Source organism: Nocardioides terrae, from assembly GCF_900112345.1.
Taxonomy (GTDB): domain Bacteria; phylum Actinomycetota; class Actinomycetes; order Propionibacteriales; family Nocardioidaceae; genus Nocardioides; species Nocardioides terrae.
Genome location: NZ_FOLB01000005.1, coordinates 191507 through 214408, shown reverse-complemented (window position 1 = coordinate 214408; position 22902 = coordinate 191507). Strand labels below are relative to the sequence as shown.

32 protein-coding genes are annotated in these 22902 nt (G+C 71.8%); 1 reads left to right on the top strand and 31 read right to left on the bottom strand.

Features of this window, described 5'->3' with window-relative positions; genetic code table 11:
* Window positions 1-29: 29 nt before the first annotated feature.
* The 28 genes from BM236_RS09035 to BM236_RS08900 all read right to left on the bottom strand — a co-directional run bounded on the left by BM236_RS09035 (window position 30) and on the right by BM236_RS08900 (window position 20523).
* On the bottom strand, window positions 30-1166 hold the full coding sequence (locus BM236_RS09035; RefSeq protein WP_091122688.1) for an EscU/YscU/HrcU family type III secretion system export apparatus switch protein: 1137 nt from the start codon (window positions 1164-1166) through the stop codon (window positions 30-32).
* On the bottom strand, window positions 1166-1933 hold the full coding sequence (locus BM236_RS09030; protein WP_091122685.1) for a flagellar biosynthetic protein FliR: 768 nt from the start codon (window positions 1931-1933) through the stop codon (window positions 1166-1168). The genes BM236_RS09035 and BM236_RS09030 overlap by 1 nt, the downstream gene beginning before the upstream one ends.
* Before the next feature lie 7 nt (window positions 1934-1940).
* Window positions 1941-2273 carry a flagellar biosynthetic protein FliQ gene (locus tag BM236_RS09025; protein WP_245750226.1) on the bottom strand — a complete coding sequence of 111 codons (333 nt, stop codon included), beginning with the start codon at window positions 2271-2273 and terminating at the stop codon, window positions 1941-1943.
* Window positions 2270-3061 carry a flagellar type III secretion system pore protein FliP gene (gene fliP, locus BM236_RS09020; protein WP_091122683.1) on the bottom strand — a complete coding sequence of 264 codons (792 nt, stop codon included), beginning with the start codon at window positions 3059-3061 and terminating at the stop codon, window positions 2270-2272. Before fliP ends, BM236_RS09025 begins: the two co-directional genes overlap by 4 nt.
* Window positions 3058-3588, bottom strand: coding sequence for a flagellar biosynthetic protein FliO (locus BM236_RS09015; RefSeq protein ID WP_217645271.1), 531 nt, complete (start codon window positions 3586-3588; stop codon window positions 3058-3060). The genes fliP and BM236_RS09015 overlap by 4 nt, the downstream gene beginning before the upstream one ends.
* Before the next feature lie 16 nt (window positions 3589-3604).
* On the bottom strand, window positions 3605-4468 hold the full coding sequence (gene fliN, locus BM236_RS09010) for a flagellar motor switch protein FliN (protein ID WP_091122679.1): 864 nt from the start codon (window positions 4466-4468) through the stop codon (window positions 3605-3607).
* Complete coding sequence (locus tag BM236_RS09005) at window positions 4465-5403, bottom strand: flagellar motor switch protein FliM (protein ID WP_245750225.1); 939 nt, start codon at window positions 5401-5403, stop codon at window positions 4465-4467. Before BM236_RS09005 ends, fliN begins: the two co-directional genes overlap by 4 nt.
* Window positions 5404-5512: 109 nt before the next feature.
* Window positions 5513-5965, bottom strand: coding sequence for a flagellar basal body-associated FliL family protein (locus tag BM236_RS09000; RefSeq protein WP_091122674.1), 453 nt, complete (start codon window positions 5963-5965; stop codon window positions 5513-5515).
* Window positions 5962-6831, bottom strand: coding sequence for an OmpA/MotB family protein (locus BM236_RS08995; RefSeq protein ID WP_091122672.1), 870 nt, complete (start codon window positions 6829-6831; stop codon window positions 5962-5964). The genes BM236_RS09000 and BM236_RS08995 overlap by 4 nt, the downstream gene beginning before the upstream one ends.
* The gene (locus BM236_RS08990) at window positions 6831-7598 is read right to left on the bottom strand and encodes a motility protein A (RefSeq protein ID WP_091122668.1); all 768 of its coding nucleotides are present in this window, start codon (window positions 7596-7598) and stop codon (window positions 6831-6833) included. Before BM236_RS08990 ends, BM236_RS08995 begins: the two co-directional genes overlap by 1 nt.
* The gene (locus tag BM236_RS08985) at window positions 7598-7909 is read right to left on the bottom strand and encodes a flagellar FlbD family protein (RefSeq protein ID WP_091122666.1); all 312 of its coding nucleotides are present in this window, start codon (window positions 7907-7909) and stop codon (window positions 7598-7600) included. The genes BM236_RS08990 and BM236_RS08985 overlap by 1 nt, the downstream gene beginning before the upstream one ends.
* Before the next feature lie 94 nt (window positions 7910-8003).
* Complete coding sequence (locus BM236_RS08980) at window positions 8004-8858, bottom strand: flagellar hook-basal body complex protein (protein ID WP_091122664.1); 855 nt, start codon at window positions 8856-8858, stop codon at window positions 8004-8006.
* A 24-nt stretch (window positions 8859-8882) separates the two neighbouring features.
* A complete protein-coding gene (locus BM236_RS08975; protein WP_091122661.1) occupies window positions 8883-9350 on the bottom strand; it encodes a flagellar hook assembly protein FlgD in 468 nt (155 codons plus the stop codon).
* A gap of 9 nt (window positions 9351-9359) precedes the next feature.
* Window positions 9360-10586 (bottom strand): flagellar hook-length control protein FliK, encoded by a 1227-nt coding sequence (locus BM236_RS08970; protein ID WP_091122660.1) that lies wholly within the window; start codon window positions 10584-10586, stop codon window positions 9360-9362.
* Entirely contained in the window at window positions 10583-11272 is a 690-nt protein-coding gene (locus BM236_RS08965) for a C40 family peptidase (protein WP_091122657.1), read from the bottom strand. Before BM236_RS08965 ends, BM236_RS08970 begins: the two co-directional genes overlap by 4 nt.
* The gene (locus BM236_RS08960) at window positions 11269-11751 is read right to left on the bottom strand and encodes a flagellar FliJ family protein (protein WP_175507618.1); all 483 of its coding nucleotides are present in this window, start codon (window positions 11749-11751) and stop codon (window positions 11269-11271) included. Before BM236_RS08960 ends, BM236_RS08965 begins: the two co-directional genes overlap by 4 nt.
* Window positions 11752-11913: 162 nt before the next feature.
* Window positions 11914-13212 carry a FliI/YscN family ATPase gene (locus BM236_RS08955; RefSeq protein ID WP_091122653.1) on the bottom strand — a complete coding sequence of 433 codons (1299 nt, stop codon included), beginning with the start codon at window positions 13210-13212 and terminating at the stop codon, window positions 11914-11916.
* A 7-nt stretch (window positions 13213-13219) separates the two neighbouring features.
* Window positions 13220-13843 carry a FliH/SctL family protein gene (locus tag BM236_RS08950; RefSeq protein ID WP_091122652.1) on the bottom strand — a complete coding sequence of 208 codons (624 nt, stop codon included), beginning with the start codon at window positions 13841-13843 and terminating at the stop codon, window positions 13220-13222.
* Entirely contained in the window at window positions 13843-14892 is a 1050-nt protein-coding gene (fliG, locus tag BM236_RS08945; RefSeq protein ID WP_245750224.1) for a flagellar motor switch protein FliG, read from the bottom strand. The genes BM236_RS08950 and fliG overlap by 1 nt, the downstream gene beginning before the upstream one ends.
* A 70-nt stretch (window positions 14893-14962) precedes the next feature.
* Complete coding sequence (fliF, locus tag BM236_RS08940) at window positions 14963-16564, bottom strand: flagellar basal-body MS-ring/collar protein FliF (protein WP_091122649.1); 1602 nt, start codon at window positions 16562-16564, stop codon at window positions 14963-14965.
* A gap of 1 nt (window position 16565) precedes the next feature.
* Window positions 16566-16901, bottom strand: a complete 336-nt coding sequence (fliE, locus tag BM236_RS08935; RefSeq protein WP_091122647.1) for a flagellar hook-basal body complex protein FliE — start codon at window positions 16899-16901, stop codon at window positions 16566-16568.
* On the bottom strand, window positions 16898-17293 hold the full coding sequence (locus tag BM236_RS08930; RefSeq protein WP_091122645.1) for a flagellar basal body rod protein FlgC: 396 nt from the start codon (window positions 17291-17293) through the stop codon (window positions 16898-16900). Before BM236_RS08930 ends, fliE begins: the two co-directional genes overlap by 4 nt.
* On the bottom strand, window positions 17293-17664 hold the full coding sequence (gene flgB / locus BM236_RS08925) for a flagellar basal body rod protein FlgB (RefSeq protein ID WP_091122642.1): 372 nt from the start codon (window positions 17662-17664) through the stop codon (window positions 17293-17295). The genes BM236_RS08930 and flgB overlap by 1 nt, the downstream gene beginning before the upstream one ends.
* 197 nt (window positions 17665-17861) lie before the next feature.
* A complete protein-coding gene (locus tag BM236_RS08920; RefSeq protein ID WP_091122641.1) occupies window positions 17862-18344 on the bottom strand; it encodes a hypothetical protein in 483 nt (160 codons plus the stop codon).
* Window positions 18344-18706 (bottom strand): response regulator, encoded by a 363-nt coding sequence (locus BM236_RS08915; RefSeq protein WP_091122639.1) that lies wholly within the window; start codon window positions 18704-18706, stop codon window positions 18344-18346. Before BM236_RS08915 ends, BM236_RS08920 begins: the two co-directional genes overlap by 1 nt.
* Window positions 18707-18723: 17 nt before the next feature.
* The gene (locus BM236_RS08910) at window positions 18724-19221 is read right to left on the bottom strand and encodes a chemotaxis protein CheX (RefSeq protein ID WP_091122636.1); all 498 of its coding nucleotides are present in this window, start codon (window positions 19219-19221) and stop codon (window positions 18724-18726) included.
* Window positions 19218-19601, bottom strand: coding sequence for a response regulator (locus BM236_RS08905; RefSeq protein ID WP_091122634.1), 384 nt, complete (start codon window positions 19599-19601; stop codon window positions 19218-19220). The genes BM236_RS08910 and BM236_RS08905 overlap by 4 nt, the downstream gene beginning before the upstream one ends.
* A 1-nt stretch (window position 19602) precedes the next feature.
* Entirely contained in the window at window positions 19603-20523 is a 921-nt protein-coding gene (locus BM236_RS08900; protein ID WP_091122633.1) for a CheR family methyltransferase, read from the bottom strand.
* A 116-nt stretch (window positions 20524-20639) separates the two neighbouring features.
* Here BM236_RS08900 and BM236_RS08895 point away from each other — a divergent pair, with 116 nt between their 5' ends.
* Window positions 20640-21677 carry a protein-glutamate methylesterase/protein-glutamine glutaminase gene (locus BM236_RS08895; RefSeq protein WP_091122631.1) on the top strand — a complete coding sequence of 346 codons (1038 nt, stop codon included), beginning with the start codon at window positions 20640-20642 and terminating at the stop codon, window positions 21675-21677.
* On the opposite strand, the gene BM236_RS08890 is transcribed toward BM236_RS08895, so the two are convergent.
* The 3 genes from BM236_RS08890 to fliS form a co-directional block, all read right to left on the bottom strand.
* Window positions 21674-22021: a hypothetical protein gene (locus tag BM236_RS08890; protein WP_091122629.1), complete on the bottom strand. Its 348-nt coding sequence runs from the start codon at window positions 22019-22021 to the stop codon at window positions 21674-21676. The genes BM236_RS08895 and BM236_RS08890 overlap by 4 nt on opposite strands.
* 160 nt (window positions 22022-22181) lie before the next feature.
* Complete coding sequence (locus BM236_RS08885; RefSeq protein WP_091122627.1) at window positions 22182-22502, bottom strand: hypothetical protein; 321 nt, start codon at window positions 22500-22502, stop codon at window positions 22182-22184.
* A complete protein-coding gene (gene fliS, locus BM236_RS08880) occupies window positions 22502-22891 on the bottom strand; it encodes a flagellar export chaperone FliS (RefSeq protein ID WP_091122624.1) in 390 nt (129 codons plus the stop codon). The genes BM236_RS08885 and fliS overlap by 1 nt, the downstream gene beginning before the upstream one ends.
* Between the last annotated feature and the right edge of the window lie 11 nt (window positions 22892-22902).

Below are 22902 nucleotides of genomic sequence, written 5' to 3'. Positions count from 1 at the left end.
GCCGGGTGCCGCGGGCCCGCACCGGGAGGTCAGGAGCCGGAGCGGGCGGGGCGACGCCGCTGGCGCGCGGGGAGCACGTCGGGGAGCGGCCGGTCCGGTCGGGGGCTGCGGTGCTGGCCGCCCTGGAGCCCGGAGCGGCGCCGGCTGATGACGAAGGCGAGGACCTGGGCGACGGCCGTCCACAGCTCCGACGGGATCTGCTGACCGACCTCGCACGAGCGGTAGAGCGCCCGCGCGAGCGGGACGTCCTGCACCTGCGGGACGCTCGCCTCCTCGGCGGCCGATCGGATCTTCGCGGCGATCGCGCCGGCGCCGCGGGCGACGACCCGCGGGGCGGCCTCGCCGTTATAGCGCAGCGCGATGGCGATGTGGGTCGGGTTGGTGAGCACCACGTCGGCGGTGGCGACGTCGGCCATCATCCGGTTGCGGGCGGCGGCGAGCTGGCGGGCCCGGATGGCGCTCTTGACCAGCGGGTCACCCTCGGACTGCTTGTGCTCCTGCTTGACCTCGGACTTGCCCATCCGCATCTTCTTCTCGACCCGCCGCCGCTGGACGGCGTAGTCGGCGGCCGCCATCACCAGCGCGGCCAGCGCGACGTTGCGGACGAGGCCGAGCGCCTTGTCGTGCACGACGGCGATGGTGGTGTCGATCGGGACCAGGCCGCCGACGAGCGGGATCACCGACTTCACGGCGAGCAGGCCGAGCACCGCCACGACGGCGCTCTTGAGCAGCATCTTGGCACCCTCCCAGAGCGCCTTCGGCCCGAAGACCTTCTTGAAGCCCTGGATCGGGTCGAGCTTCTTGAACGACGGCTTGACGAGCTTCGGGGAGACGACCAGGCCGCCCTGGCCGACCGCCGACACCACGCCGACGACCATGACGATCCCGGAGACGACCAGGATCGAGAAGAACGCGTGCCGCGCGCCGTTGCCGAGCAGGTGCAGGGCGAGCGGCACGCTGGGCCGCTCGGCGGAGCGCAGCGAGGCGACGATCAGCTCGCGCCAGGCGCCGACCTCGTGGTCGAGCAACGGCCCGATGGCCAGCCCGAGGACCAGCACGGAGAGCCAGCCGCCGAGGTCCGGCGTACGCGGGACCTGGCCGTCCTTGCGGGCCTCGCGGCGCCGCTTGGCGGTGGGCTTCTCGGTCTTGTCCTCGCCCGACGACATCAGGAGGCCCCGGACATGGTCGACATCGCCTGGAGCGAGTAGTCGACCAGCCTGTCGACGGCGTGGGGGAGGACCGGGAACGAGAGGCCCACGAGGAGGAGGGTCATGCCGATCTTGGCGGGATACATGATGTTGATCGCGCTCAGCTGCGGGGCGACCTTGGTCAGCAGGGCCAGGGCGAGGTCGGCGAGGAACAGCACCGCGATGAGCGGCAGCGCGATCTGGACGGCGACGGTGAAGAACATCTGGAACGCCGTGATGAGCACGGGCTGCCACCCGGCGAAGTCGGGCGTGCCGGTCAGCGGCAGGAAGGAGAAGGTCTCCAGCAGGCCGCCGATCACGAGCAGGTGGCCGCCGCTGACCAGCAGGAGCGCCGTGGCGAGCCACTGGTGCCAGCTGCCGAAGATGGTGTTCTGGTTCATCGACAGCGGGTCGAACGCCGCCGCCAGCGCGAAGCCGCCGAAGACGTCGATCAGTGCGCCCGCGGTGGAGACCGCGCTGAAGAGCAGCATCGTCACGAAGCCCATCCCGAGGCCGACCGCGACCTGGGTGACCACGACCATCAGCAGCTCCGGCGTGGAGGAGGGCAGCCTGCCCTCCGCCAGCGACGGCGCGACCACGAAGGAGAGCCCCAGCGCGATGACGATCTTCGCCATGGACGGCACGGCCTTCGAGGAGAAGGGCGGTACGACGGCCAGCCAGGCCACGATCCGGACCGAGGCCAGCAGGAAGGCCATCAGGGGCGCGCCCTGGACGGTGATCGTCATCGCAGCCTCATGACAGCAGTGAGGGGATGCTCTCGAAGAGCTGCTGGGTGAAGGTCACCATCGTGTGCAGCATCCAGTTGCCGCAGACGAGCAGCGCGATCCCGACCCCGATCACCTTCGGCACGAAGGCGAGGGTGAACTCCTGGATCTGCGTCATCGACTGGAACAGCGAGATCGTGAATCCGATGACCAGCGACGTCGCCAGGATCGGCGCCGAGAGCTTGAAGGCGACCAGCATCGTCTTGAGCGCGATGCTGATGATCGCGGTGTCGGTCAGCTCCATGCCGACCAGATGGCCGGCGAGATGGCCGGCGAGATGGCCGGCGAGATGCGCGATCATCCGTAGCTCCCGACCAGCGCCCGGATCACGAGCGCCCATCCGTCGACCAGGACGAACAGCAACAGCTTGAAGGGCAGCGACACCATCACCGGCGGCATCATCATCATGCCCAGCGCCATCAGCGCCCCGCTCACCACGATGTCGATGACGAGGAACGGGATGAAGATGATGAACCCGATGATGAAGGCGTCCTTCAGCTCCGAGAGCACGAAGGCCGGCACCAGCGTGGACAGTGCCACGTCGTCGCGGTTCTTCGGCAGGTCGCGCTTGGCGACGCTGGTGAGCAGCTTCAGCTCGTCGTCGTCGGTGTTGTCCAGCATGAAGCTCTGCAGCGGCTTGATGCCGGCGTCCCACGCCTGGCTCGTCGTCGCCGTGCCGTTGAGGTAGGGCTGGATCCCGGCGTCGTTCACGGCCGAGAGCACCGGCGCCATGATGAAGAGGCTGAGGAAGAGCGCCAGCCCGGCGAGCACCTGGTTGGGCGGGCTCTGCTGCAGGCCGAGCGCGTTGCGGGTCAGGCCGAGCACCACCAGGATCTTCGTGAAGCTGGTGCAGGTCAGGATGATCGCCGGGGCCACGGACAGCAGCGTCAGCGCGATGATCGTGACGAGGCTGCTGCTGGGCTTGTCGGTCAGTCCGTCGAGGTTGACCGACACCGTGGGGCCGGCCGGGGTCCGCGGGCCGTCGGGGCCCTTCGGGGCGGCGTACGCCGCACCCGGAGCGAGGACGAGGGCGCTGACCGTCGCCCCGACCAGCCAGAGGCGGCGGCCGAGTCGTCTGTGGAAGGTCATGACGTCTGCATCTCCGGGGTGTCGGCTGCCTCGGTGATGGGCGCGGTGATGGGCGCGGTGATGGGCGCGGTGATGGGCGCGGCGATGGGCGCGGTGATGGGCGCGGTGATGGGCGCGGCGGTGGCGGGAAGGAGGTCGCGCTTGGCCGCGGCCAGCGCCTGCTTCCAGGTCTGCGGCGAGAGGATCGAGCCGCCGAGCGGTCCGATCCCGCCCACCTGAGGTTCCGAACGGTCCTTCGGCGCGTCGTCGTTCGATGCGTCAGGTGCCGGCTCGGGCAGGTCGAGCTCGTCGGGCTCCAGCTCGGCCAGCAGGGTGACCTGCTGCTCCGTGCTGCCCAGGACCAGGATCCGGGTGCCGACGGTCACGACCGCGACCGAGCTGCCGCGGCTGATCGGCTGGCGGTGCACGACCTGCACCGGTGCGCCGGTGCGGCCCTGGAAGCGCTTGCCGGCGAACCGGGCGATGAGCAGGAGGATGCCCAGAACGAGGGCGAGTGAGCAGATGAGGCGGATGACGAGCCCGAGCATGTCCATCGTGTGTGCTTCAGACTGCGGCGGCGTCGTCGAGGATCTCGGTGACGCGCAGACCGAAGTCCTCGTCGACCACGACGACCTCGCCGCGGGCGATCAGCCGGCCGTTGACCAGGAGGTCGGCGGGGCTGCCCGCGGCCCGGTCCAGCTCGAGCACGGTGCCAGGCGAGAGGGCGAGCAGCTCCCGGACGGTCATCCGGGTGCGGCCGAGCTCGACGGTCACCTCCATGTCGACGCCGTGCAGCATCTCCAGGCCGCGGTGGCCGGAGATCGCGGTGAACGGGCGGCGCGGCTGCTCGTCGAGCGGGGCGGTGAAGGCGGGGGTGTTCTCGATGGTCTCGATACGCTCGCTAGCGCTCGCGACTCGAGCAGCGGGAGGCTGGGCCGCGTCGCTCGCGGACCCACCAGCAGGGGGCCCGGCCAGCGCGTCGTCGGTCACGAGGACGGCGGCGTCGATGCCCACGCCGATGAGCGGGACGGTCGTGAAGGCGCCGCCGGGGGCGGCGAGCTCGGCGACCAGGTCGTCGAGGGAGACGGTGCGCGCGTCGCGGACCTGGCTGCCGAGCCGGCCGGCGACCGCCTCGAGTGCGGGCTGGACGGCGGCGTGCAGGTCGAGACCACCCAGCGGGCTGTCGGCGAGCGCGTCGACGAGGTCCTGACCGACCAGGATGGCGATCCGGCCCGGCACCGGGGCCGCCAGGTCGGCGAGCGCCGCGCCGGCGAAGGCGGCGACGACGTGCGGCGAACCGGGCTGCGCGGGGCCGGCGGTGAGCGGCTCGACGGCGGGGAGGACCTCGGCAGCGGCCTCGGCGGCGGCGGTCGCCGTGGCCTCGGCGGCAGCGGCCGCGATGGCGGAGCCGGACTCAGGGCTGGTCATGCGTTGTTCTCCTTGGGGGTGTCCACGATGAGGGCGGCGAGGCGCTGCCCGCGGGCGCCGGCGGTGGCATGGGCGAAGGTCTCGCCCGCGACGGTGACGTCGAGGGGGAGGGCGGCGGCGTGCGAGAGCCGGACGACGTCGCCGGGCTGGAGCGCGCTGATCGTGTCGGGGCTGAGCATGGTGGGCCGGAGCCGTACACCGACCTGCACCGGCACCTTGCCGAACTGCTGCTGCAGCAGCTGGGCCGACATGGCCCGCTGGGTGCGCTCGCGGTCGGAGACCGGGCCGGCCTGGTTGACGCTGGTAAGGTGCGGCAGCAGCCCGCTGAAGGGCAGGCAGACGGTCATCCGGTGGTCGCGCTCGTCGATCTTGAGCTCGAAGGTGACCACGACCATGACGTCGGCGGTGCCGGCGACCTGCGCGAACTGCGGGTTGTACTCGACACCCGTGACGGTCGGCTCGAGCGGCACGACCGGCGCGAGGTAGTAGCGCATCTCCGACAGCAGCCGCTCGACGAGCCCGCGGGCGACGCCGCTCTCGATCTCGGTGAGCGGGCGGTCGGGCTGGGTGGCCGAGCCGGGGCCGCCGAGCATGTGGTCGACGCTGGAGAAGATGGCGAAGAGCGGCATCTCGATCATGCCGACGCCCGGCATCGGCTCGGCCGAGAAGAGCGTCATGTAGGTGCTCTGGCCGAGCGAGTCGACGTACTCCGCGTAGGTGCGCTGCTCGATGTCGGCGAGGGTCACCGAGCAGACCGTCCGCAGGGACGACGTGAAGACCGTCGTCGCCTGCCGCGCGAATCCGTCGAAGCCGAGCTGGAGCGTGCGCGAGTGCTCACGCGAGAGCTGGATGGGCCGGCGGAAGTCGTAGGGGACCGGTTCAGAGGTCCGGGTACGCCGACGCTGCCGGGGCGTCGGAGGGGTGGCGACTGTCACGCCCGGCAGATCGGCGGTGCGAGGGGACACCTGAGCGGAACCGGGACCGTCGAACGGACGGTCCCAGATGGCCCGAACGGTGGATGTCCGGGTAGCCCGGGTGGGCCCCCTACTGGGTGACGAACTCGGTGAAGTAGACGTCCATCACCTCGTCCTCGTAGCGCTTCTCGAGGTCCGCGAGCAGCTTCTTCTTCAGCGCCTCACGGCCGCCCTTCTTGGTGACCTCCTCGACGGGCAGCCCGCTGAAGACGTCGATCGTGGCGTCGAGGGCCTTGCTGCCGTCGACCTCCTCGCCCGCCTTCTCGGTGAGCTGGAGGGCGATGCCGAGCCGCAGGTAGTGGCCGGCGGCGAGGTTGACCTGCTGGGAGTCGAGCGGGAGCACGGCGCCGGCGACGGGCTTCGGCGGGGTGCCGCCCTTCTTCGGCGCGAGGACCAGGAAGTAGCCGGCCGCTGCGGCGACGACGAGGACGAGCACGAAGGCGATCAGCTTGACCCGCTTGCCCTTCTTCCCGTCCTGCTCGGCCTGCTCCTCCTCGCCCTTCGGCATGGCGGTGACGGTCATAGGGTTCCTCCGATCTCGGTGAGCTTCTCGCGGGTCTCCGCGGGCACTTGGGACAGCACGACGATGTCGACGCGCTTGTTGACGGCCTGGGAGCCTGGGGTGTGCGGGTCGACCAGGGGCTTGGTGTGGCCGAAGGCCGACGCGGTGAGCCGGCGGGCCGGCAGGTGGCGGGTCTCCTCCAGGTAGCGCAGCGCGGTGATGGCTCGCGCCGAGGACAGCTCCCAGTCGCTGGGGTAGTACTTCGGCTTCACCTTCACCTGGTTGGTGTGGCCGTCGACCTCGATCGGCTCGGTCAGCGACGCCAGCACCGGCGCGAGGGTGTCGAGGATGTTGCGACCGCGGACGGTCAGGTCGGCCATGTTGGGGGCGAAGACGACGTGGCGGGAGACCAGGCTGACGACGAGGCCACGCTCGTCGATCTTCGCCTGGACGTCCTCCTCCAGGCCGCGTGCGCGCAGGGCCGCCTGCATCCGGCGCCAGACCGACTTCAGCCGGTCGGCCTCGTTGTTCGCGTCGGCGTACTGGCGCTGGATCCGCTGCTGCGCCGACTTGTCGACGATCGCCTGCACCTGTGCCGGGTTCTGCGGCAGCGCCTCGACGGCCTGGGCGTAGCTGGAGGCGTCGTCCTCGATGTTGCCCTTGTCGAGGATCGTCTTCTGCCCGCCGTCGAGGACACTGACCGAGCGGCCGAAGCCGTCGGCCAGGCCGGCCTTGAGCTTCTCGTACTTCTGCGTGTCGACGTTCGACATGGCGAAGAGGACGATGAAGAGCACCATCAGCAGGGTGAGCATGTCGGCGTAGGTGACCAGCCAGCGCTCGGCGCCCTCCTCGTGCTCCTCCTCCTCCTCGCGGCGCTTCCTGGCCATCAGGCCGCCTCGCGTTCCTGCTCCCCGGCGGGGACCAGCGAGCGCAGCTTCTCGGCCACCAGGCGCGGGTTGGAGCCCGCCTGGATGGCGGAGATGCCCTCGATGGCCATCTCCATCCGGGCCGCCTCGAGCGCACCGAGCCGCTTGAGCCGGTTGCCGATCGGGAACCACACGACGTTGGCGAGCATGACGCCCCACAGGGTCGCGACGAACGCGCCGGCGATGAGGTGGCCCAGCTTCTCGGGCTCGGCGAGCTGCTCGAGCACGTGCACGAGGCCCATGACGGTGCCGATGATGCCGATGGTGGGCGAGTAGGCGCCGGCGTCCGAGAAGAACTTCGCGGCGTGCTTGTCCTCGGCCTTCTTGGCGTGCACCTCGGCCTCGAGGATGTCGCGGACCTCCTCGGGGTCGGTGCCGTCGATGGCCATGGTGACGCCCTTGACGAGGAACGGGTCCTCGATGTCCTTGAGGCCGTCCTCGAGGGCGAGCAGGCCCTCGCGGCGGGCACGCTCGGCGAGGGAGACGACGACCGGCACCATGGCGCCGGCCGGCTCGACCTTGCTGGTGAACGCGCGCTTGAAGCTGGACACGACGTTCTTCGCGTCCTGCATCGTGCCACCGGCGACGCAGACCGCCACGGTGGTGCCGATGACCAGGAGCATGGCCGGCAGCATGAACAGGCTGGCCGGGTTGCCGCCCTCCATGATGTTGGAGCCGATGATGACGGCGAAGCCCAGGCCGATGCCGATCGCGGGTGCGGGATCCATCAGACGTCTCCTCCGGCGCGGTTGTCTGCTGCCACGGGTACGACGGCTGCGAGCCGCGTCCTCGACTCGTTGCGCGGCGTGGGCGGCGCCAGCTGGCGGGCGGCATGGGCGGCTTCGAGCAGGGCGCTGACCGAGACGATCTCGGCCCGGTAGGCCACGACGGCGTCGAGCACCTCGCTCATCGGCTCGCAGACGACGTACTTCTTGCCGTCCATGAGCGTGATGACCGTGTCGGGCGTGCTGTCCACGCGCTCGATGAGATCGGCGTTCAGGAGGAACACCGAACCGGAGAACCGGGTGAGCGTGATCATGGGTTGCACCATCCTTGTGCGGTCTGCCGTGCCGACCTGCCGTCCGTGGCGGGTCTCCTGACTCTTCGGCCGTGGTCGGCCCTACCTGAGCCGGTCAGCGCTTGATGTTCACGAGGTCCTCGAGGACCTGGTCGGAGGTGGTGATCACCTTCGAGCTGGCCTCGAAGCCGCGCTGGGCCAGGATGAGGTTGGTGAACTCCTGGGCCAGGTCGACGTTGGACATCTCCAGGCTGCCGACGGTCAGGGTGCCGTTGCCGCCTTGGCCGGGGACGCCGTACGTCGGGGTGCCGGAGCTGGCCGACGCGGCGAACTGGGTGTCGCCGACCTTGTTGAGGCCCTGCGGGTTGACGAAGTCGGCGATCGCGATCTGGCCGATGTTGTGCTGGCTGTTGTCGTCGTAGACGCCGCGGACCATGCCGTCGCTGCTGATCTCGTAGGAGAGCAGCTTCGGGGTGGCGGTGCCGATGCCGTTCATGAACTGGTTGACGTGGGCCATCGGCTTGGTGGTGTCGACGAGGCCGGTGGTCGGGTCGGCGGCGTAGCCCATGACGAACTTGCCGTCGGCCGCGGTGAGGTTGCCCGCGTCGTCCCAGTGGAAGGCGCCCGCGCGGGTGTAGGTGAGGCTGTTGCCGTCCTGCACGGTGAAGAAACCGTCGCCGTTGATCATCATGTCGGTCGGGCGACCCGTGGTCTGGTTGGAGCCCTGGGTGAAGTTGCCCGAGGTGCCGGCGATCTGGACGCCGAGGCCGACCTGGATCGGGTTGGTGCCGCCGCGCTGGGCATTGCCCGCTGCACCCGCGGTGAGCATCTGGGAGAGCGTGTCCTGGAAGACGGTGCTGCTGGACTTGAAGCCGGTGGTGTTGGCGTTGGCGATGTTGTTGCCGGTCACGTCGAGCATGGTCTGGTTGACGCGCAGGCCGCTGATGCCGGAGAAGAGCGAGCGAAGCATGGTGGACTCCTGGGTTGTCGGGGGTCAGGCGGGGGTGGACGTGGAGGTGGACGTTGCTGCGGGGAGCGCCGCGGACGGCGTCCCCACGGAGGTGATGGAGCTGACCGGGACATCGGCGCCGTCGATGGTGAGGACCGGGCCGGTCGGCAGGAAGCTGACGCCGCTCGGGACGCCGGACTGGGACACGCCGTTGGCGTCGAGGTACGACACCTGCTGGCCGAGCATCCCGGCGGCGCCGAAGGAGAGCTGGGCCGAGAGCAGCTGGTTCATGCCGGCGGAGACCTTCTGCATCTCCTGCAGGGCGCTGTACTGCGCGTTCTGCGACATCATCTGGGTGGTGTCGGCCGGGTTCATCGGGTCTTGGTACTTCAGCTGCGCGACGAGCAGCTGCATGAACATGTCCTGGTCAGCAGCTCCTTTCGCGGAGTCGGCGGGCGAGCCGGCCATGGCCAGCAGGCCAGGGTTGACGCTCTCGGTGGCGGTGACGGACATGGGTCCTCCTCACATCAGCCGGTCGAGACGACCGGGGTCGGCGGCGGGGCGGCTGCCCCGGTCGGTCGTGGGGCGCGCGGCCAGCGGCTCGTCGACGGCGGCGGCGGCCTGCCGTCCGCGGGACCGGTCGCGGCCGTTGCCGTCGCGGTCGCCGGCGGCCTGGTGCGGCGTCGGCTGACGTCCGTCCGTGCCGCGCTGGGTGTCGCCGCGCTGGGTGTCGCCGCGCGGGTCGCCACCTCGCTGCGGGTCGGCGCCGGTCGAGCCGTCCTTGACCACGACCCGGGCGTCCCCGTTGGTGACCTCGAGCAGCCGGTGCAGCTCCGGGGCGCCCTGCAGCAGCGCCTGGTGGGCGTCGCCGCTCTCGGGAGCGAGGTGCACGTGGACGCCACCCGCTCGGACGACGAGCGTCACCTTCACCTCGCCGAGGTTCTCCGGGTTGAGCGTGATGGAGATGCGGTGGGTGCCCGGCCCGGCATGGGTCGCCACGCGGGTGACCTCGGGGAACACCTGGCGGAGCACCGCCGTGGTCTTCTGGCTGCCGGTCGCGGCGTCGGCACCCTGCTGGGTCTGGGACGTGGCCGTCATCGGCGTGACCCCGGGCGGCGGTGCGACGTCGGCCCCCTGGTCACCCGCGGTCGGCTGCTCGTCACCGGGTCGGCGTACGCCGGGGGTCGTGGCGGTGGCCTCGGCGCCGGTGACGGTGCTCGCGCCGGTGGCTGCGCCCAGCGGTGGCTGGGCATCCGCCTGGCCGGTCGGAACGGGTGCTGCCTCACCGCCGGCGGAGGCGGGCGCGTCCAGCGGTGACGGGGCAACCGTCTGGCCGGTCGGAACGGGTGCTGCCTCACCGCCGGTGGTGGCTGCCGCGTCCAGCGGTGACGGGGCAACCGTCTGGCCGGCCGGAACGGTTGACGGCTCACCGCTGACGGAGCCGGTGGGGGCGAGCATGCCCGGAACGGCCGAGGCCAGCGAGGTGCCGGCACCGGCGGGGAGCCCGGCGGGCGTCGCCCCCGCGGGGGTCCCGGAGGAAGCAGAGGAAGCGGAGGAAGCGGGGGTCGCCCCGGCGGCGGGAAGCTGGACCGGCTGGGCGACGGCGGCCAGCGCGGTGCTGAGGGTGGCGAGGAAGGCGTCCATCGCGTCGGGCGCGGCGTCGGTCTCCTCGGACACTCCCTTGCCCGGGCGCCCGGCCTTGGCGGCCGGAGTCGGGGTGGCGGTCGCGGCGAAGGGTGTCACGGTCATGACGCACCGCCGGGGAGCTTCTCGGCGGCGGAGCGGAGCGACTGCAGGTCGAAGGACGCCCGCGAGGCGTCCAGCCCGGCCCGCGACGCGGGGCCGTTGACAGAGTCGGGCAGGATCCGCCGGATGTAGTCGGGTGTGGACGGAACGTCGGCGAGCCGCACCTGCGCGCCGGTGTGCGGCGCCTCGATCATCTTGCCGTTGCCGATGTAGATGGCGATGTGGTCGGCGCCGCTGTTGCGCGAGCTGTTGTTCCAGGCGATCAGGTCGCCGGGCTGCGCGTCGGCCATCGACGCGACCGGACGGCCGGAGCGGGCCTGGTCGGCCGAGAGGCGCGGCAGGTCGTAGCCGAGGCTCTTGTAGACCGACTGCACCAGTCCCGAGCAGTCGACGCCCTTGGACTTCGAGGTGCCGCCCCAGACGTAGGGAAGACCGAGGTACTGCTTCGCCTCGTCGACCACCGCTTTCTGGGACGTGGTCGGCGCGACGGTGCTGGTCGGGTCGGTGACGGCGGTGGCGGCGGTGGGGTCCGTGGCGGAGACGCGAGCGACGTCGCCGGTGGCCGACGCCTCGTCGAGCGTGGTCGCGAACGCCGCGGCCGAGGTGGGATCACTGCCCTGCGTCGTCTGCAGCTGGGAGATCTGGGACTGGATCTGCTGGATCCGGTCGGTGACGGTCGCGATGCTCATCGGTGGCCTCCGTCGGTGCGGCGCAGCCAGCCCTGGGCGGCGGTCTCGTCGGTCTGGCGGTCCTCGGCGCGGCGCGCCTCGCGTCGCCGTTCGGCGGTACGCCGCTCCAGCAGCTGCGCGACGGCGGCGAGCTCGGCCTTGTCCTGCTCCCACCGGCCACGCGCGGCGTCGGCCGCACCCTGGGCGGAGTGGAGCTCGTCGCGGACGAGCCGGCTCGACTCGGCGAGCTGGCCGAGCGTCATCCGCAGGGTGAGCAGCGCGCCCGGGCTGCCGGTCGAGCCGAGGATGTCGGCCTCGAGTGACGCCGCGGAGCTCAGCTGCAGCTCGAGCCGGTCGAGCTCGCGGCGGCAGTCGTCGCGGTCGGTGAGGGCCCGCTGCATCTGCAGCAGGGAGCGCTGCTCAGCGACCTCGCGCACACGGGCGACGGCGTTGAGGCCGAGGTCTTCGCGGCGACCGGATTTCGACCCGGCGTACGGCATGGAGACGGTCCTGTCCCTTGGTTCGGGTGGCTGCCGATCCATCGGCAAGACGGGGTGAGCGCTCCTTGCTCGACCTGTCCATCGGCCCGGCCGCCGGGCACCTGAGGAGGACTGTCACCGTTCTGTCACCGATGTGTCACCGGTGCGGGACGCCGAGGCGCGTCAGCCGAGCAGCTCGGCGAGCGCCGCCCAGGTGTCCCCGGCGGGCTCGTCCATCCGCTGGCGCAGGAACGCGTCGATGCGGGGGAGCAGCGCCAGCGCGGTGTCGGCGTCGGCGTCGGACCCGGACGCGTAGGCGCCGATCTCGACGAGCTCCTTGACGTTGCGGTGGGCCGCGAGCAGCCGGCGCAGCCGTCGGGCCAGGACCTGCTGGTCGGGCGTGGTGACGGCGCCGGTCAGCCGGGAGATCGACTCGAGCACGTCGACGGCGGGGAAGTGGCCGCCGGTGGCGAGCGAGCGCGACAGGACGACGTGACCGTCGAGGATCGACCGGGCGGTGTCGCCGATCGGGTCCTGCAGGTCGTCGCCCTCGACGAGGACGGTGTAGAGGCCGGTGATCGACCCGGCGGGCGAGGTGCCGGCCCGCTCGAGCAGCCGCGGCAGCAGGCCGAAGACCGAGGGCGGGTAGCCGCGGGTCGCGGGCGGCTCGCCGGCGGACAGGCCGATCTCGCGCTGCGCCATCGCGACCCGGGTGACGCTGTCCATCATCAGCACGACGTCGCGTCCGGAGTCGCGGAACGACTCGGCGATCCGGGTGGCGACGAACGCCGCGCGCATCCGCTCGACGGCGGGGGCGTCGGACGTCGCGACGACGACGACGGAGCGGGCCAGCCCCTCCGGGCCGAGGTCGTTGTCGAGGAACTCGCGCACCTCGCGGCCGCGCTCGCCGACCAGCGCGATGACGTTGACGTCGGCGTCACCGCCGCGCGCGATCATCGACAGCAGCGACGACTTGCCCACGCCGGAGCCGGCCATGATGCCGATCCGCTGACCTCTGCCGCAGGGCACGAGGGCGTCGAGGGCGCGCACGCCGAGGGGAAGGGGGGTCTGGATCCGTGGCCGGGTGTACGCCGACGGGGCGGCCAGGTCGACGCCGACCTGCGGCAGGTGGTCGATCGGTTCGCCGCCGTCGATCGGGCGGCCGAGCCCGTCCAGCACGCGGCCGAGCAGCTCGTCGCCGACCCGGATCTGGAGGGGGCCGCCGGTGTGGCGCACGACGTCGCCGATCCGGACGCCGGCCACCGGCCCGAGCGGCAGGCACACCGCCGAGCCCGGGCGCAGTGCCGCGACCTCGGCAAGCAGACCGGCCCCGCGGGCCGCGACCTCGACCAGGTCGCCGACGGCGACCTCGAGCCCGGAGACGACGAGGTGCAGGCCGACGAGCTCGGTGACGGTGCCCAGCGTCAACGGCCGGGCCGCGGCGAGGGCGCGCTCGGCGACGGTGCTGGTGAGCAGGCTCATGGGCGGGTCACGCGAGCGCCTCGCGGAGCCGCTCCATCGCGGCTCCGATGCGCAGGTCGGTGACCGAGCCGTCGCCCTCGACGACGGCGTCGGCGGTGTCGAGCGTCGGGTCCGGCACGACGACGAGGCCCGCGTCGGCGAGCTCCTTCGCGTCGACCGAGCCGGCCACGAGCGGGTGCAGCCGGACCTTCGCCGCCGGTGCGGGCGACGCGGCCAGCACCCGGCGGACGACGTCGGCGTCGGTGAGCGTCGAGATCTCCCGGGCGAGCAGGGTCTCGGTGAGCGCGAGCGCGAGGTCGGTGCCCTCGGCGGCGACCTGCTCCTGGAGGACGGCGAGCGCGTCGCGCACCTGCTCGGCGGCGGACGCGAGCGCAGCGACAGCCGCGCGGTGCTCGGCCTCGCGCCGGGCCTCGGCCTCGGCGGTGGCGGTGGCATCGGCGGCGGCCTGCTCGGCGGCGGCGGCGGCCGCGTCGCGGCGACCGCGCGCCCAGCCGATGGCGTACCCCTGGGCCTGGGCCTCGGTGCGCGCCCGCTCGGCGACCTCGGCGAGCACGGTCCGGGCCAGCTCGGTCCCGTCGGCCCACCCGGACCGGGGCAGGTCGGCCAGCGGCAGCGGCGTCACGACGCCCATCAGACGACGAACTCCTCGTCGTTGCCGCGGCGCACGGTGATCTGGCCCTGCTCCTCGAGCTGGCGGATGGTGCGGATGACGCCCTGCTGGGCCTCCTCCACCTGGGCCAGCCGTACGGCGCCGAGGAGCTCGACCTCGTCGAGGAGGTTCTCCGCCGCACGCTCGGAGAGGTTGGCCGTGATCTTGTTGCGCACCTGGGCGCTGACGCCCTTGAGCGCGAGCGCGAGCTCGCCGGTGTCGACCTGGCGCAGCACCTGCTGCACGGAGCGGTCGTCGAGCCCGACGATGTCCTCGAACATGAACATCCGGCTCTTCACCTCCTCCGCGAGCGCGGGGTCGAGGCCCTCGAGGCCCTCGACGATGAGCCGCTCGGTCGGCCGGTCGGAGCGGTTGATGATGTTGACCAGCGGGTCGACGCCGCCGACCCGGGAGACCTCGGTCGGCTGCAGCATCGAGGAGAGCTTGCGCTCCAGGACCGACTCGACCGCCCGGATGATCTCGGGGGAGGTGCGGTCCATGACCGCGATGCGGTGGGCGACGACGGCCTGGACGTGGTTGGGCAGGCCCGAGAGCAGCAGCGACGCCTTGTCCGGGGTCATGTGCGCGAGGACGAGCGCGATCACCTGCGGGTGCTCCTCGGCGATGAAGCCACGCAGCTGGGCCGGGTCGGCCCGGTGCAGGAACTGGAAGGGCATCTGGACGGCTGCGGCGTGGAGTCGCTCCATGATCTCCTGGGCGCGCTCGTCGCCCATGGAGCTCTGCAGCAGCTGCTGGGCGAAGCCGAAGCCGCCCTGAGCGATGTGCGAGCGCGCCACCATCAGCCCGTGGAACTCGCCGAGCACCTCGTCGGTCTCGGCCGACGAGATGGCGTCGAGGCGGGAGATCTCGGCGGTGACCGCCTCGACCTCGCTGTCGGACAGGTGCCGCAGCACCGCCGAGGCGCGCTCCTGGCCCAGCTGGATGAGCAGGATCGCTGCCTTGCGCAGGCCGAGCGTGCCGGCCAGCGAGCTGTTGCCGTTCGCCGACATCATGGCGAGTGCCGGGGTCATCGTTGCGACTGTCATCGGGCTTCCCGATCGGTGGTGGGGAGTGCGTGGCGGAGCGAGCCGGGTGCGGTGGTCACTTGGGCTCCACCAGCCAGCCGCGCAGCAGTGCGGCGACGTCCTCGGGCTGGCGCTCGACCAGGGCGTTGAGCTCGACGCGGATCTCGTCGGCCGGGTTCGGCGCGGCCGGCGGCTCGAGCTCGCCGAGCAGCTGGGTGGCCGGGATCTCCTCGGCCTGCGCCCGGGCGGCGGCGTCCGAACGCAGCTGCTCGACGACGTACGACGTCGCCTCGACGCGTGCCTTCGCACGGCGGCGCGACCGGAGCCAGACGAGCAGCAGGATCAGCGCGATGACGGCGCCGATGCCGATGTTGCGGTAGAGCGTCATCCGCTGCGCGTTCGCCTTCGCGGCGTCGGCCTTCGCCAGCTCCTTCGCGGCCGTCTTCTGGGCGGTGTGGTCGAACGGCATGCTGCTCACGTCGATCGTGTCGCCGCGGGTGGTGTTGATGCCGGTGGCGGCGGCGATGACGTCGCGCAGGTCCTGCGGCTGGACGGTGCCGATGGAGGCCGCGTCCAGGATCACGCCGACGTGCAGCGACTTGACGCCGCCCGGGGCGGCGACGCGCTCCTCCTCGGTGGTGTCGACCGCGTTGTCCTGCGTCTTGCTGCCGTTCTCGTACGTCGACGCGCCGCCGCCGCTGGTCGTGGTCGTGTCCATCTGCCCGTCGGGGCCGACGACGCCGCCGGCGGCGCTGTTGAGGCCGGTGCCGTTGCCGTTGTACTTCTCGGTCTTCTCGGACTGCGAGAGCGGGACGACCTTCGGGTTGTACGTGTACTTCTTGGTCTTGGTGGTGGCCTGGTCGAAGTCGAGGTCCGCGGTCAGGTTGACCGTCGAGTGGCCGGGGCCGACGACGGTGTCGAGGACGGACTGGATCCGGCCCTGCATCTGGTCCTGGAACTCGTTGACCTGCTGCAGCCGGTTGCTGGCCGCGCCGGCGGTGGTGTCGTCCTGCAGGGTCAGCACCTTGCCGGTCGCGTCCGCGACGGTGACGTCCTTGGGGTCCAGCCCGTCGATGCTGGACGCGACCAGGTGGACGACGGCCTGGACCTGCTCGTCGGTGAGGCTGCTGCCGACCCGGGTCTTCACGAGCACGGACGCGGTGGCCGGGTCCTGCTCGTCGGTGAAGACCTGCTTCTCGGGCAGCGCGAGGTGGACGACAGCAGTGTCGACGCCGTTGATCGCCTCGATGGTCTTGGCGAGCTCGCCCTCCATCGCGCGCTTGAAGGAGGTCTGCTCCTGGAACTCCGAGGTGGAGAGGCCGGCGTTGTCGAGCAGCGAGTAGCCGCCCTCGTCGCTGGAGGCCGGGAGCCCCTTGCCGGACAGGGCGACGCGGGCGGAGTAGACCTGCTCCTGCGGCACCATCACGGTGGTGCCGCCGTTGGTCAGCTCGTACTTCACGCCCTCCTTGTCGAGCTCGTCGACGACCGCCGAGGCGTCCTCGCCGGAGAGGCTGGAGTAGAGCGGTGCGTAGGACGGCGCGGCGACCCAGCGGAAGACGAGGAAGCTCGCCAGCAGCAGGGCGGCGGTGCCGACGATCGCGACGGCCTTCTGGCCGTTGGTGAAGTCGCTGAAGGCGCGCAGGTAGCGCGAGAGGGTGCGGGTGATGTTGTCGCGCATGTCAGACGCTCATCCGCATGATCTCGGTGAACGCCTCGACCGCCTTGTTGCGGACGGCGACGGTCAGCTGCGTCGCCACCTGGGCCTCGGTCGCGGCGATCGTGTAGTCGTGGATCGCGTTGAGGTCGCCCGTCGCGGCCTGGACGGAGAGGTCGGAGGCCTTGTCGCCCATCGACTCCACCGAGTCGAGGCTCTTGACGAGGAGGTCGCCGAAGTCGCCGCTGGGACCGTCCGGGCCCTGCGGCCGGTCGGCGCCGAGCGTGGTGTCGGTGGCGCCGACGGTCGGGGTGGACGGGAGCTGCGGGAAGCTCAGCGCCTCGATGCCCATCGAGCTCATCGGCCCTCCCCGATGCTGAGGGCGGAGCCGTAGGTGTCCTGGGCGGTCTTGGTGACCTGCACCGAGGACTGGTAGCCGCGCTGGGCCATGATCAGCTGGCTCATCTCGCTGGCCATGTCGACGTCGGGGGCGCGGACGTAGCCGTCCGCGTCGGCGAGCGGGCTGTCGGGCATCGAGGTGACCCGGCCCTCAGCGCTGCTCTGCGCGAGGCCGGCCACGTCGACGCCGCCGTCGGCACGGGGCTGGAAGACGACGAACTTGGCCTGGTAGGCGTTCTCCGTCATCGGCTTGATCGTGTTGACGTTGGCGATGTTGCCGCCCAGCGCGTCCAGCCAGGTCTGGTGCGCGCCCAGACCGGTGTTGGCGATGCTCAGCATGTCGAAGGCGCCCATCAGGAGCCCGCCGCCGTCTTGAGCAGAGCGAGGTGGTCGGTCATCGCCCGGCCGAGGATCTGGTAGCTGTACTGCGTCTGCATCGCTGCGATGGTCTCCTTGCGCAGGTCGACGTTGTTGCCGTTGGCACCCACGGGGGTGTCGCTCGGCACCTCGGTCGCCGCGACGGGGGAGGCACCTGACCGGCCGGCCTCGAAGGAGCCACTGTCGATCGCCTCGCGCAGGCTCGACTCGAACTCCACGGACCGCGCCCGGAATCCGGGCGTGTCGACGTTGGCGATGTCGTCGGCGATGACGTTCTGGCGCTGCGAGAGTCCGTTGAGCGCGGTGTGCAGCGCAAGGCTGACCGCATCGGACACGGCGAAAGACACGGCTGTCCCCTCCGGGGATGAAGGCTGGTCGAGTGCCGGTCCGTCGGCGATCTGGGCGAGCTAGTCCGTGCTCACGTGACGGTTCGGCGCATCGCGCGCCCACCTGAGGGAAATGCAGAAGACGTCCTGCGGAGTGGCTGCTTGAGCGACCACCCCGCAGGACGTCCTGGGCCTGGGGCCCGGGAGGACCGAGGGGATCAGGCGACCATGACGACCGACAGCTGTCCGGCTCCGTAGCCGGCGATGTCGATCGACACGTCCTCACGGCGGCCCAGCGTCAGGGTCTGGGCCCGCACCAGCGGCGGCAGCGGTACGCCGGCCGGGTGCAGCTCGTGCAGGCGCAGGTGGTCGGCGCCGGGCTCGTTGAACATCGACGCGGCGATGTTGAGCACCTCGTAGAGGTTCTCCGCGAGCGTCTCGGTGAGCGCCCCCGCCTCGACGGCGGCGTCGGCGCCCCCGAGCGGGACCAGACCGAGCGCTCCGCCGGCGTACGCCGACACGCGCAGGTCGCACACGATCAGCCCGGTGATGCGCAGCGCGTCGTCGACGTACACGGCGACGCTGGCGGGCGCCTTCGGGCCGGGCGCGAACGGCGCCGACGGGGAGAGCGTGACGTCCCGACCGAGGACGCCTTCGAAGAGGTCCTTGATCTGCTTGGGCAGCGGGAGGTGGGACGGCATCAGCCGAGCACCTCGCTGAGCGCATCGCCGAACGTCTCGGCGGTGAACGGCTTGGCGATGAGGAACAGGGCGCCCGCCGCGGCGGCACGCTGGCGCATCTCCTCGGAACCCTCGGAGGTCACGAACCCGAACGGCACCTGCGAGCCGGAGGCGCGCAGCGCGCCGAGGCAGTCGATGCCGTTCATCTCGGGCATGTTCCAGTCCGAGAGCACCAGGTCGGGCTGCTCGGTGGCGACCTTCTCGAGGCAGTCGCGGCCGTTCTCGGCCTCGACGATCTCGTGGCCACCGTGGCCCGCCTGTCGCAGCGTCCGGATCACGATCTGGCGCATGACCCTGCTGTCGTCGGCGACGATGATCTTCATGTGGGATGACTCCAGTCTCAGGAGATGGGCTGGGGGAGGAGGTCGACGGGGGCGTCGGTGACGACGTGGACGGTGACCCGGACCGGCTCGCCGGCCCAGACCCCGTCGAAGCACGCGATCTCGGTCGCGCCCGACGCGTGGGCGGCGCGGCCGGCCGCGACGGCAGGCAGGGAGAGGGCGCTCGGTCCGGGCATGAGGCTCTTGAGGTTGCCGCCGACCATGTTGACGAGCTCGCCGACCGCGTCGGCGAGGTCGGCGTCGTCGGGGGCCTCGGGCCCCTCGAGGCCGAGCATGGTGGTGGTCAGCGACACCGCGAGCGCGGCGGACAGCTCGACGGTCACCGTCGCGTCCCAGCCGCCGGAGACCGACACGGCGGCCGACCAGGCCTGGCCCGCGGGGAACGGCCCACCCGGTGCGACGTCGGCCGGCAGGAGCGGCTCGACCTCGCCGAGGAAGCTCGTCCAGACCTGGTCGACGATGGCGTGCACGTCGGTGAGTGCGGGTGCGAGCGTCATGCGAGCGCCTCCACGGGCAGCAGGCCGAGCAGCTCGAGCTTCTCGACGATCGCGTCGGGGGTGAAGGGCTTGATGACGTATTCGTGCGCGCCGGCCGCGAGCGCCTTCACGATCTGGCCCTGCTCGCTCTCGGTGGTCACCGTCATCAAGGTGACGTGGCGCCACTCCTTGTTCGCGCGCACGCGGGTGATGAAGGTGTAGCCGTCCATGACCGGCATGTTCCAGTCGACCAGGCACAGGTCGGGGACCTGACCGGACTCGAAGAGGTCGAGCGCCTGCTGGCCGTCGCCGGCCTCGAGGGTCTCGAACTCCAGGCCGGCGACGATGCGGCGCAGGATGCTCCGCATCGCCCGGGAGTCGTCGATGATCATCGCGCGCATGTCAGGCTCCGATCCGTGCGGAAGTGGTGGTGGCAGTGGTGAGGGAGGATCCGAAGGGCCTGGTCGGCGTGTGCGTCGACGCGGTGCGCGGTACGCCGGCCGCGGGACGCAGCGACGGGACCCGGCCGAGCTGCTCACGGCTCCAGAGCGCCGCCACGTCGGGCGGCATGTCGAGGGTCGTCTCCGACGAGCCGAGCAGCAGGTAGCCGTCGGTCGCGACGTGGGGGCGCATCCGGCGCAGCACGTCGTACTTCGTCGGGGTGTCGAAGTAGATCAGGACGTTGCGCAGCAGCACGACGTCGAAGGTCCCGACGGTGGTGAACGCGTAGGCGTCGGCCAGGTTGAGGTGCTGGGTGCGGACCATCCGCTTGAGCTGCGGGCTGACCTCCCACTCGGTCCCGGCCCGGGCGAAGTGGCGGACCAGGGTGGCGGCGGGTAGGCCGCGGTTCATCTCGACCTGGCTGTAGCGGCCGGCGTCGACGCGGGCGAGCATCGCGGTGGACACGTCGGTCGCGAGGATGTCGGCGGTCCAGCCGGCCGGCAGGTGCTGGTCGAGCAGCATCGCGATCGAGTAGGCCTCCTGGCCGCTCGAGCACGCCGCCGACCAGATCCGCAGCCGACGCGTGAGCGACCGGCTCTCGAGGAGCTTCGGCAGCATCAGGTCGGTGAAGGCCTGGTAGGGCGTCTGGTCGCGGAACCAGCTGGTCTCGTTGATGGTGAGGGCGTCCAGCGCGTTGCGGCGCTCGCTCAGGTCGGTGCGGACCCGCGCGATGTAGGCCTCGACGTCGGGGCAGCCCGCGGCCGTGGCGAGCGGCATCAGCCGAGCCTCGACGAGGTACTCCTTGCCCGCGTCGTAGACCATCGCCGTCTCGCGACGCACGAGGGCGGCGATCAGCTGGAAGCTCGAGGAGGAGATGGTCACGGCGTATTGATCGGACGGCGCTTCTCGCTCCTGAGCCGAACCTGCGGGCGTGATCCATCTTGCACCGTGCGTCGCGGCAGGCTCAGGAGCGGCTCCGGCGGGCCGATGGTCGTCGCGTGATCCGAGTTCTGGTGGTGGACGACTCCGCCCTCATCCGTCGCCTGATCTCCACCGCGCTCTCAGGGGCCGCCGACATCGAGATCGTGGGCACCGCCCGCGACGGTCTCGAGGCGGTCGACCTCGTCGAGGAGCTGACGCCGGACGTCGTGACGCTCGACATCGAGATGCCACGGCTCGACGGGCTCGGCGCCCTCGTGCGGATCCGCGAGCGGCACCGCCGGCTGCCGATCATCATGTTCTCCACGCTCACCGAGCGGGGAGCCTCGGCAACCCTCGACGCGCTCTCCCGCGGCGCCTCGGACTACGTCACCAAGCCGTCGAACACCGGCTCGGTGGCCGAGGGCCTGGCCAGCGTGCGCGACCAGCTGGTCCCGCGGATCCGCGCCCTCGCCGGCGTCCGGATGCTCACGCCGCGGCCGGTCCCGCAGCGGCCCGTCACCGCCCCCGTGAAGCCGGCCGCCGGCTCGCCGCAGGTGCTCGTGATCGGCTCCTCGACGGGCGGCCCCGACGCGCTGGCCGGCCTGCTCGGGCAGCTGCCGGCCGATCTTCGCGTGCCGGTGGTCGTCGTGCAGCACATGCCTGCCGTCTTCACCACGATGCTCGCCCAGCGCCTCGACCGGAGCACGCCCTTCGCCGTGCGTGAGGCGGCCGAGGGCGACGTGCTCCGCGCCGGCGAGGTGCTCATCGCGCCGGGCGACTTCCACGTCCGGCTCGCGTCCGGCGGAGGCGGCGTCCGCGTCCGGCTCGACCAGGGGCCGGCCGAGAACTTCTGCCGCCCCGCCGTGGACGTCCTGTTCCGTTCCGCGGCGGAGACGTACGGCGGCCGCGTGCTCGCCGCCGTCCTGACAGGTATGGGCCAGGACGGGCTCGTGGGCGTCCGGGCGCTGACGGCTCGGGGTGCGCGGGTGATCGTCCAGGACGAGGCCACCTCGGTGGTGTGGGGCATGCCGGGCGCGGTCGCGCTCGCCGGCCTGGCCGACGAGGTCGTGCCGCTGCCGGAGCTGCCGCGTCGTCTCGTCGCCGCGCTGCGCTAGTCCGCGGGCAGCTCGACCTGCAGCGCCTCGAGGAAGTCCGGGGAGACGGGCGACCGCGCGCCGGTGGTGAGGTGACCGACCCGGTCGTGCAGCGTCCGGGTGTCGATCGGCCGCTCGTCGTGCCGCGCCTGCCCGGACCGCTCGCCGACCAGTCGCTGGTGTCGCTCGACGAGGCTCTGGGCGCGGTCGAGCAGGTAGCGCGGGATCGTGCTGAGCGCCGCGGGGAGCCGCAGGTCGAGGTCGGCGTCGGTGACGCCCAGCTGCTCGGCCCGGCTCACCTGGAGCTCGAGTCGGTCGAGGGCCGGCTCCCACTCAGCCGCCGGCATGGCGTCGCGCTCGGCCATCAGCACCTCCTCGCCCGGCGTCGCGGGTCGCGACGGAACACGGCGATGCTAGGCCGGAGCCGGCACCCGCCGGCAGGTCCGTTCGGACTCCGTCCACCGGGCCCCGGGGGTCCCGGGCGCTTGCCCGATCGGGCCAAGCGACGCTGGGGTGCGTCCGGATTCAGGCGGTGACGTCGAGGTAGACCGACGTGGCGGCCCGGTGGGTGGCCGGCACGGCGGCGCGGCGTGCGCGCCGGGTGTAGTCGAGTGCGCCGCGCGCGGCGGCGAGCACCGGGGCGCCCTCGTCGAGGGTGCGTCGCTGGCGCTCGACCAGCTCAGAGGCTTGGTCGGCGAGCTCGAGGGGGAGCGGTCCGAGGTCCGCGGGCGGCTGCCAGGCGGCGTACGACTCGGTCCCGCCGGCAGCGAGCGAGCGCTGCGCGTCCGCGACCGACCGCTCGAGCTCGTCGAGGACCGCGGCCCAGGCCGTCAGCCGGTCCGACATCAGGCGCTCACCGCGGCCAGCAGGGCGGCCTGGCGCCAGGTGTCGCACAGCTCGCGGGCGATCTTGACCGCCTCGGCCGCAGCCGCCCGGTCACGGGCGATGTTGGCGCTGACGAGCTGGCGCTGCAGGTAGTCGTAGAGCGCCATCATCTCGGCGCCGGCGGGCATCCTGTCGACGTCGAGGGTGGACTGGAGCTCGGTCACGATCGCCTGCGCGTGCTGCAGCTGGGAGTTGCACTCCTCGTGCAGACCGGCGGCGAGCGCGGCCTCGCCGCGCTCGGCATCGAGCACGAGACGGTCGAACAGCATCACCAGGAGCCGGGCAGGGCTGGCCGTGGCCACCGCGTTGCCCTGGTAGGCGTTCCGTGCACTCTGCTTGGCGTAGTTCATCGTTCCCTCCG

Coding starts and splice junctions, on each gene's coding strand:
- BM236_RS09035 (WP_091122688.1), bottom strand. CDS start 1,166: ATGTCGTCGGGCGAGGACAAGACCGAGAAGCCCACCGCCAAGCGGCGC.
- BM236_RS09030 (WP_091122685.1), bottom strand. CDS start 1,933: ATGACGATCACCGTCCAGGGCGCGCCCCTGATGGCCTTCCTGCTGGCC.
- BM236_RS09025 (WP_245750226.1), bottom strand. CDS start 2,273: ATGATCGCGCATCTCGCCGGCCATCTCGCCGGCCATCTCGCCGGCCAT.
- fliP (WP_091122683.1), bottom strand. CDS start 3,061: ATGACCTTCCACAGACGACTCGGCCGCCGCCTCTGGCTGGTCGGGGCG.
- BM236_RS09015 (WP_217645271.1), bottom strand. CDS start 3,588: ATGCTCGGGCTCGTCATCCGCCTCATCTGCTCACTCGCCCTCGTTCTG.
- fliN (WP_091122679.1), bottom strand. CDS start 4,468: ATGACCAGCCCTGAGTCCGGCTCCGCCATCGCGGCCGCTGCCGCCGAG.
- BM236_RS09000 (WP_091122674.1), bottom strand. CDS start 5,965: ATGACCGTCACCGCCATGCCGAAGGGCGAGGAGGAGCAGGCCGAGCAG.
- BM236_RS08995 (WP_091122672.1), bottom strand. CDS start 6,831: ATGGCCAGGAAGCGCCGCGAGGAGGAGGAGGAGCACGAGGAGGGCGCC.
- BM236_RS08990 (WP_091122668.1), bottom strand. CDS start 7,598: ATGGATCCCGCACCCGCGATCGGCATCGGCCTGGGCTTCGCCGTCATC.
- BM236_RS08985 (WP_091122666.1), bottom strand. CDS start 7,909: ATGATCACGCTCACCCGGTTCTCCGGTTCGGTGTTCCTCCTGAACGCC.
- BM236_RS08980 (WP_091122664.1), bottom strand. CDS start 8,858: ATGCTTCGCTCGCTCTTCTCCGGCATCAGCGGCCTGCGCGTCAACCAG.
- BM236_RS08975 (WP_091122661.1), bottom strand. CDS start 9,350: ATGTCCGTCACCGCCACCGAGAGCGTCAACCCTGGCCTGCTGGCCATG.
- BM236_RS08970 (WP_091122660.1), bottom strand. CDS start 10,586: ATGACCGTGACACCCTTCGCCGCGACCGCCACCCCGACTCCGGCCGCC.
- BM236_RS08965 (WP_091122657.1), bottom strand. CDS start 11,272: ATGAGCATCGCGACCGTCACCGACCGGATCCAGCAGATCCAGTCCCAG.
- BM236_RS08960 (WP_175507618.1), bottom strand. CDS start 11,751: ATGCCGTACGCCGGGTCGAAATCCGGTCGCCGCGAAGACCTCGGCCTC.
- BM236_RS08955 (WP_091122653.1), bottom strand. CDS start 13,212: ATGAGCCTGCTCACCAGCACCGTCGCCGAGCGCGCCCTCGCCGCGGCC.
- BM236_RS08950 (WP_091122652.1), bottom strand. CDS start 13,843: ATGGGCGTCGTGACGCCGCTGCCGCTGGCCGACCTGCCCCGGTCCGGG.
- fliG (WP_245750224.1), bottom strand. CDS start 14,892: ATGACCCCGGCACTCGCCATGATGTCGGCGAACGGCAACAGCTCGCTG.
- fliF (WP_091122649.1), bottom strand. CDS start 16,564: ATGCGCGACAACATCACCCGCACCCTCTCGCGCTACCTGCGCGCCTTC.
- fliE (WP_091122647.1), bottom strand. CDS start 16,901: ATGAGCTCGATGGGCATCGAGGCGCTGAGCTTCCCGCAGCTCCCGTCC.
- BM236_RS08930 (WP_091122645.1), bottom strand. CDS start 17,293: ATGGGCGCCTTCGACATGCTGAGCATCGCCAACACCGGTCTGGGCGCG.
- BM236_RS08920 (WP_091122641.1), bottom strand. CDS start 18,344: ATGCCGTCCCACCTCCCGCTGCCCAAGCAGATCAAGGACCTCTTCGAA.
- BM236_RS08915 (WP_091122639.1), bottom strand. CDS start 18,706: ATGAAGATCATCGTCGCCGACGACAGCAGGGTCATGCGCCAGATCGTG.
- BM236_RS08910 (WP_091122636.1), bottom strand. CDS start 19,221: ATGACGCTCGCACCCGCACTCACCGACGTGCACGCCATCGTCGACCAG.
- BM236_RS08905 (WP_091122634.1), bottom strand. CDS start 19,601: ATGCGCGCGATGATCATCGACGACTCCCGGGCGATGCGGAGCATCCTG.
- BM236_RS08890 (WP_091122629.1), bottom strand. CDS start 22,021: ATGGCCGAGCGCGACGCCATGCCGGCGGCTGAGTGGGAGCCGGCCCTC.
- BM236_RS08885 (WP_091122627.1), bottom strand. CDS start 22,502: ATGTCGGACCGGCTGACGGCCTGGGCCGCGGTCCTCGACGAGCTCGAG.
- fliS (WP_091122624.1), bottom strand. CDS start 22,891: ATGAACTACGCCAAGCAGAGTGCACGGAACGCCTACCAGGGCAACGCG.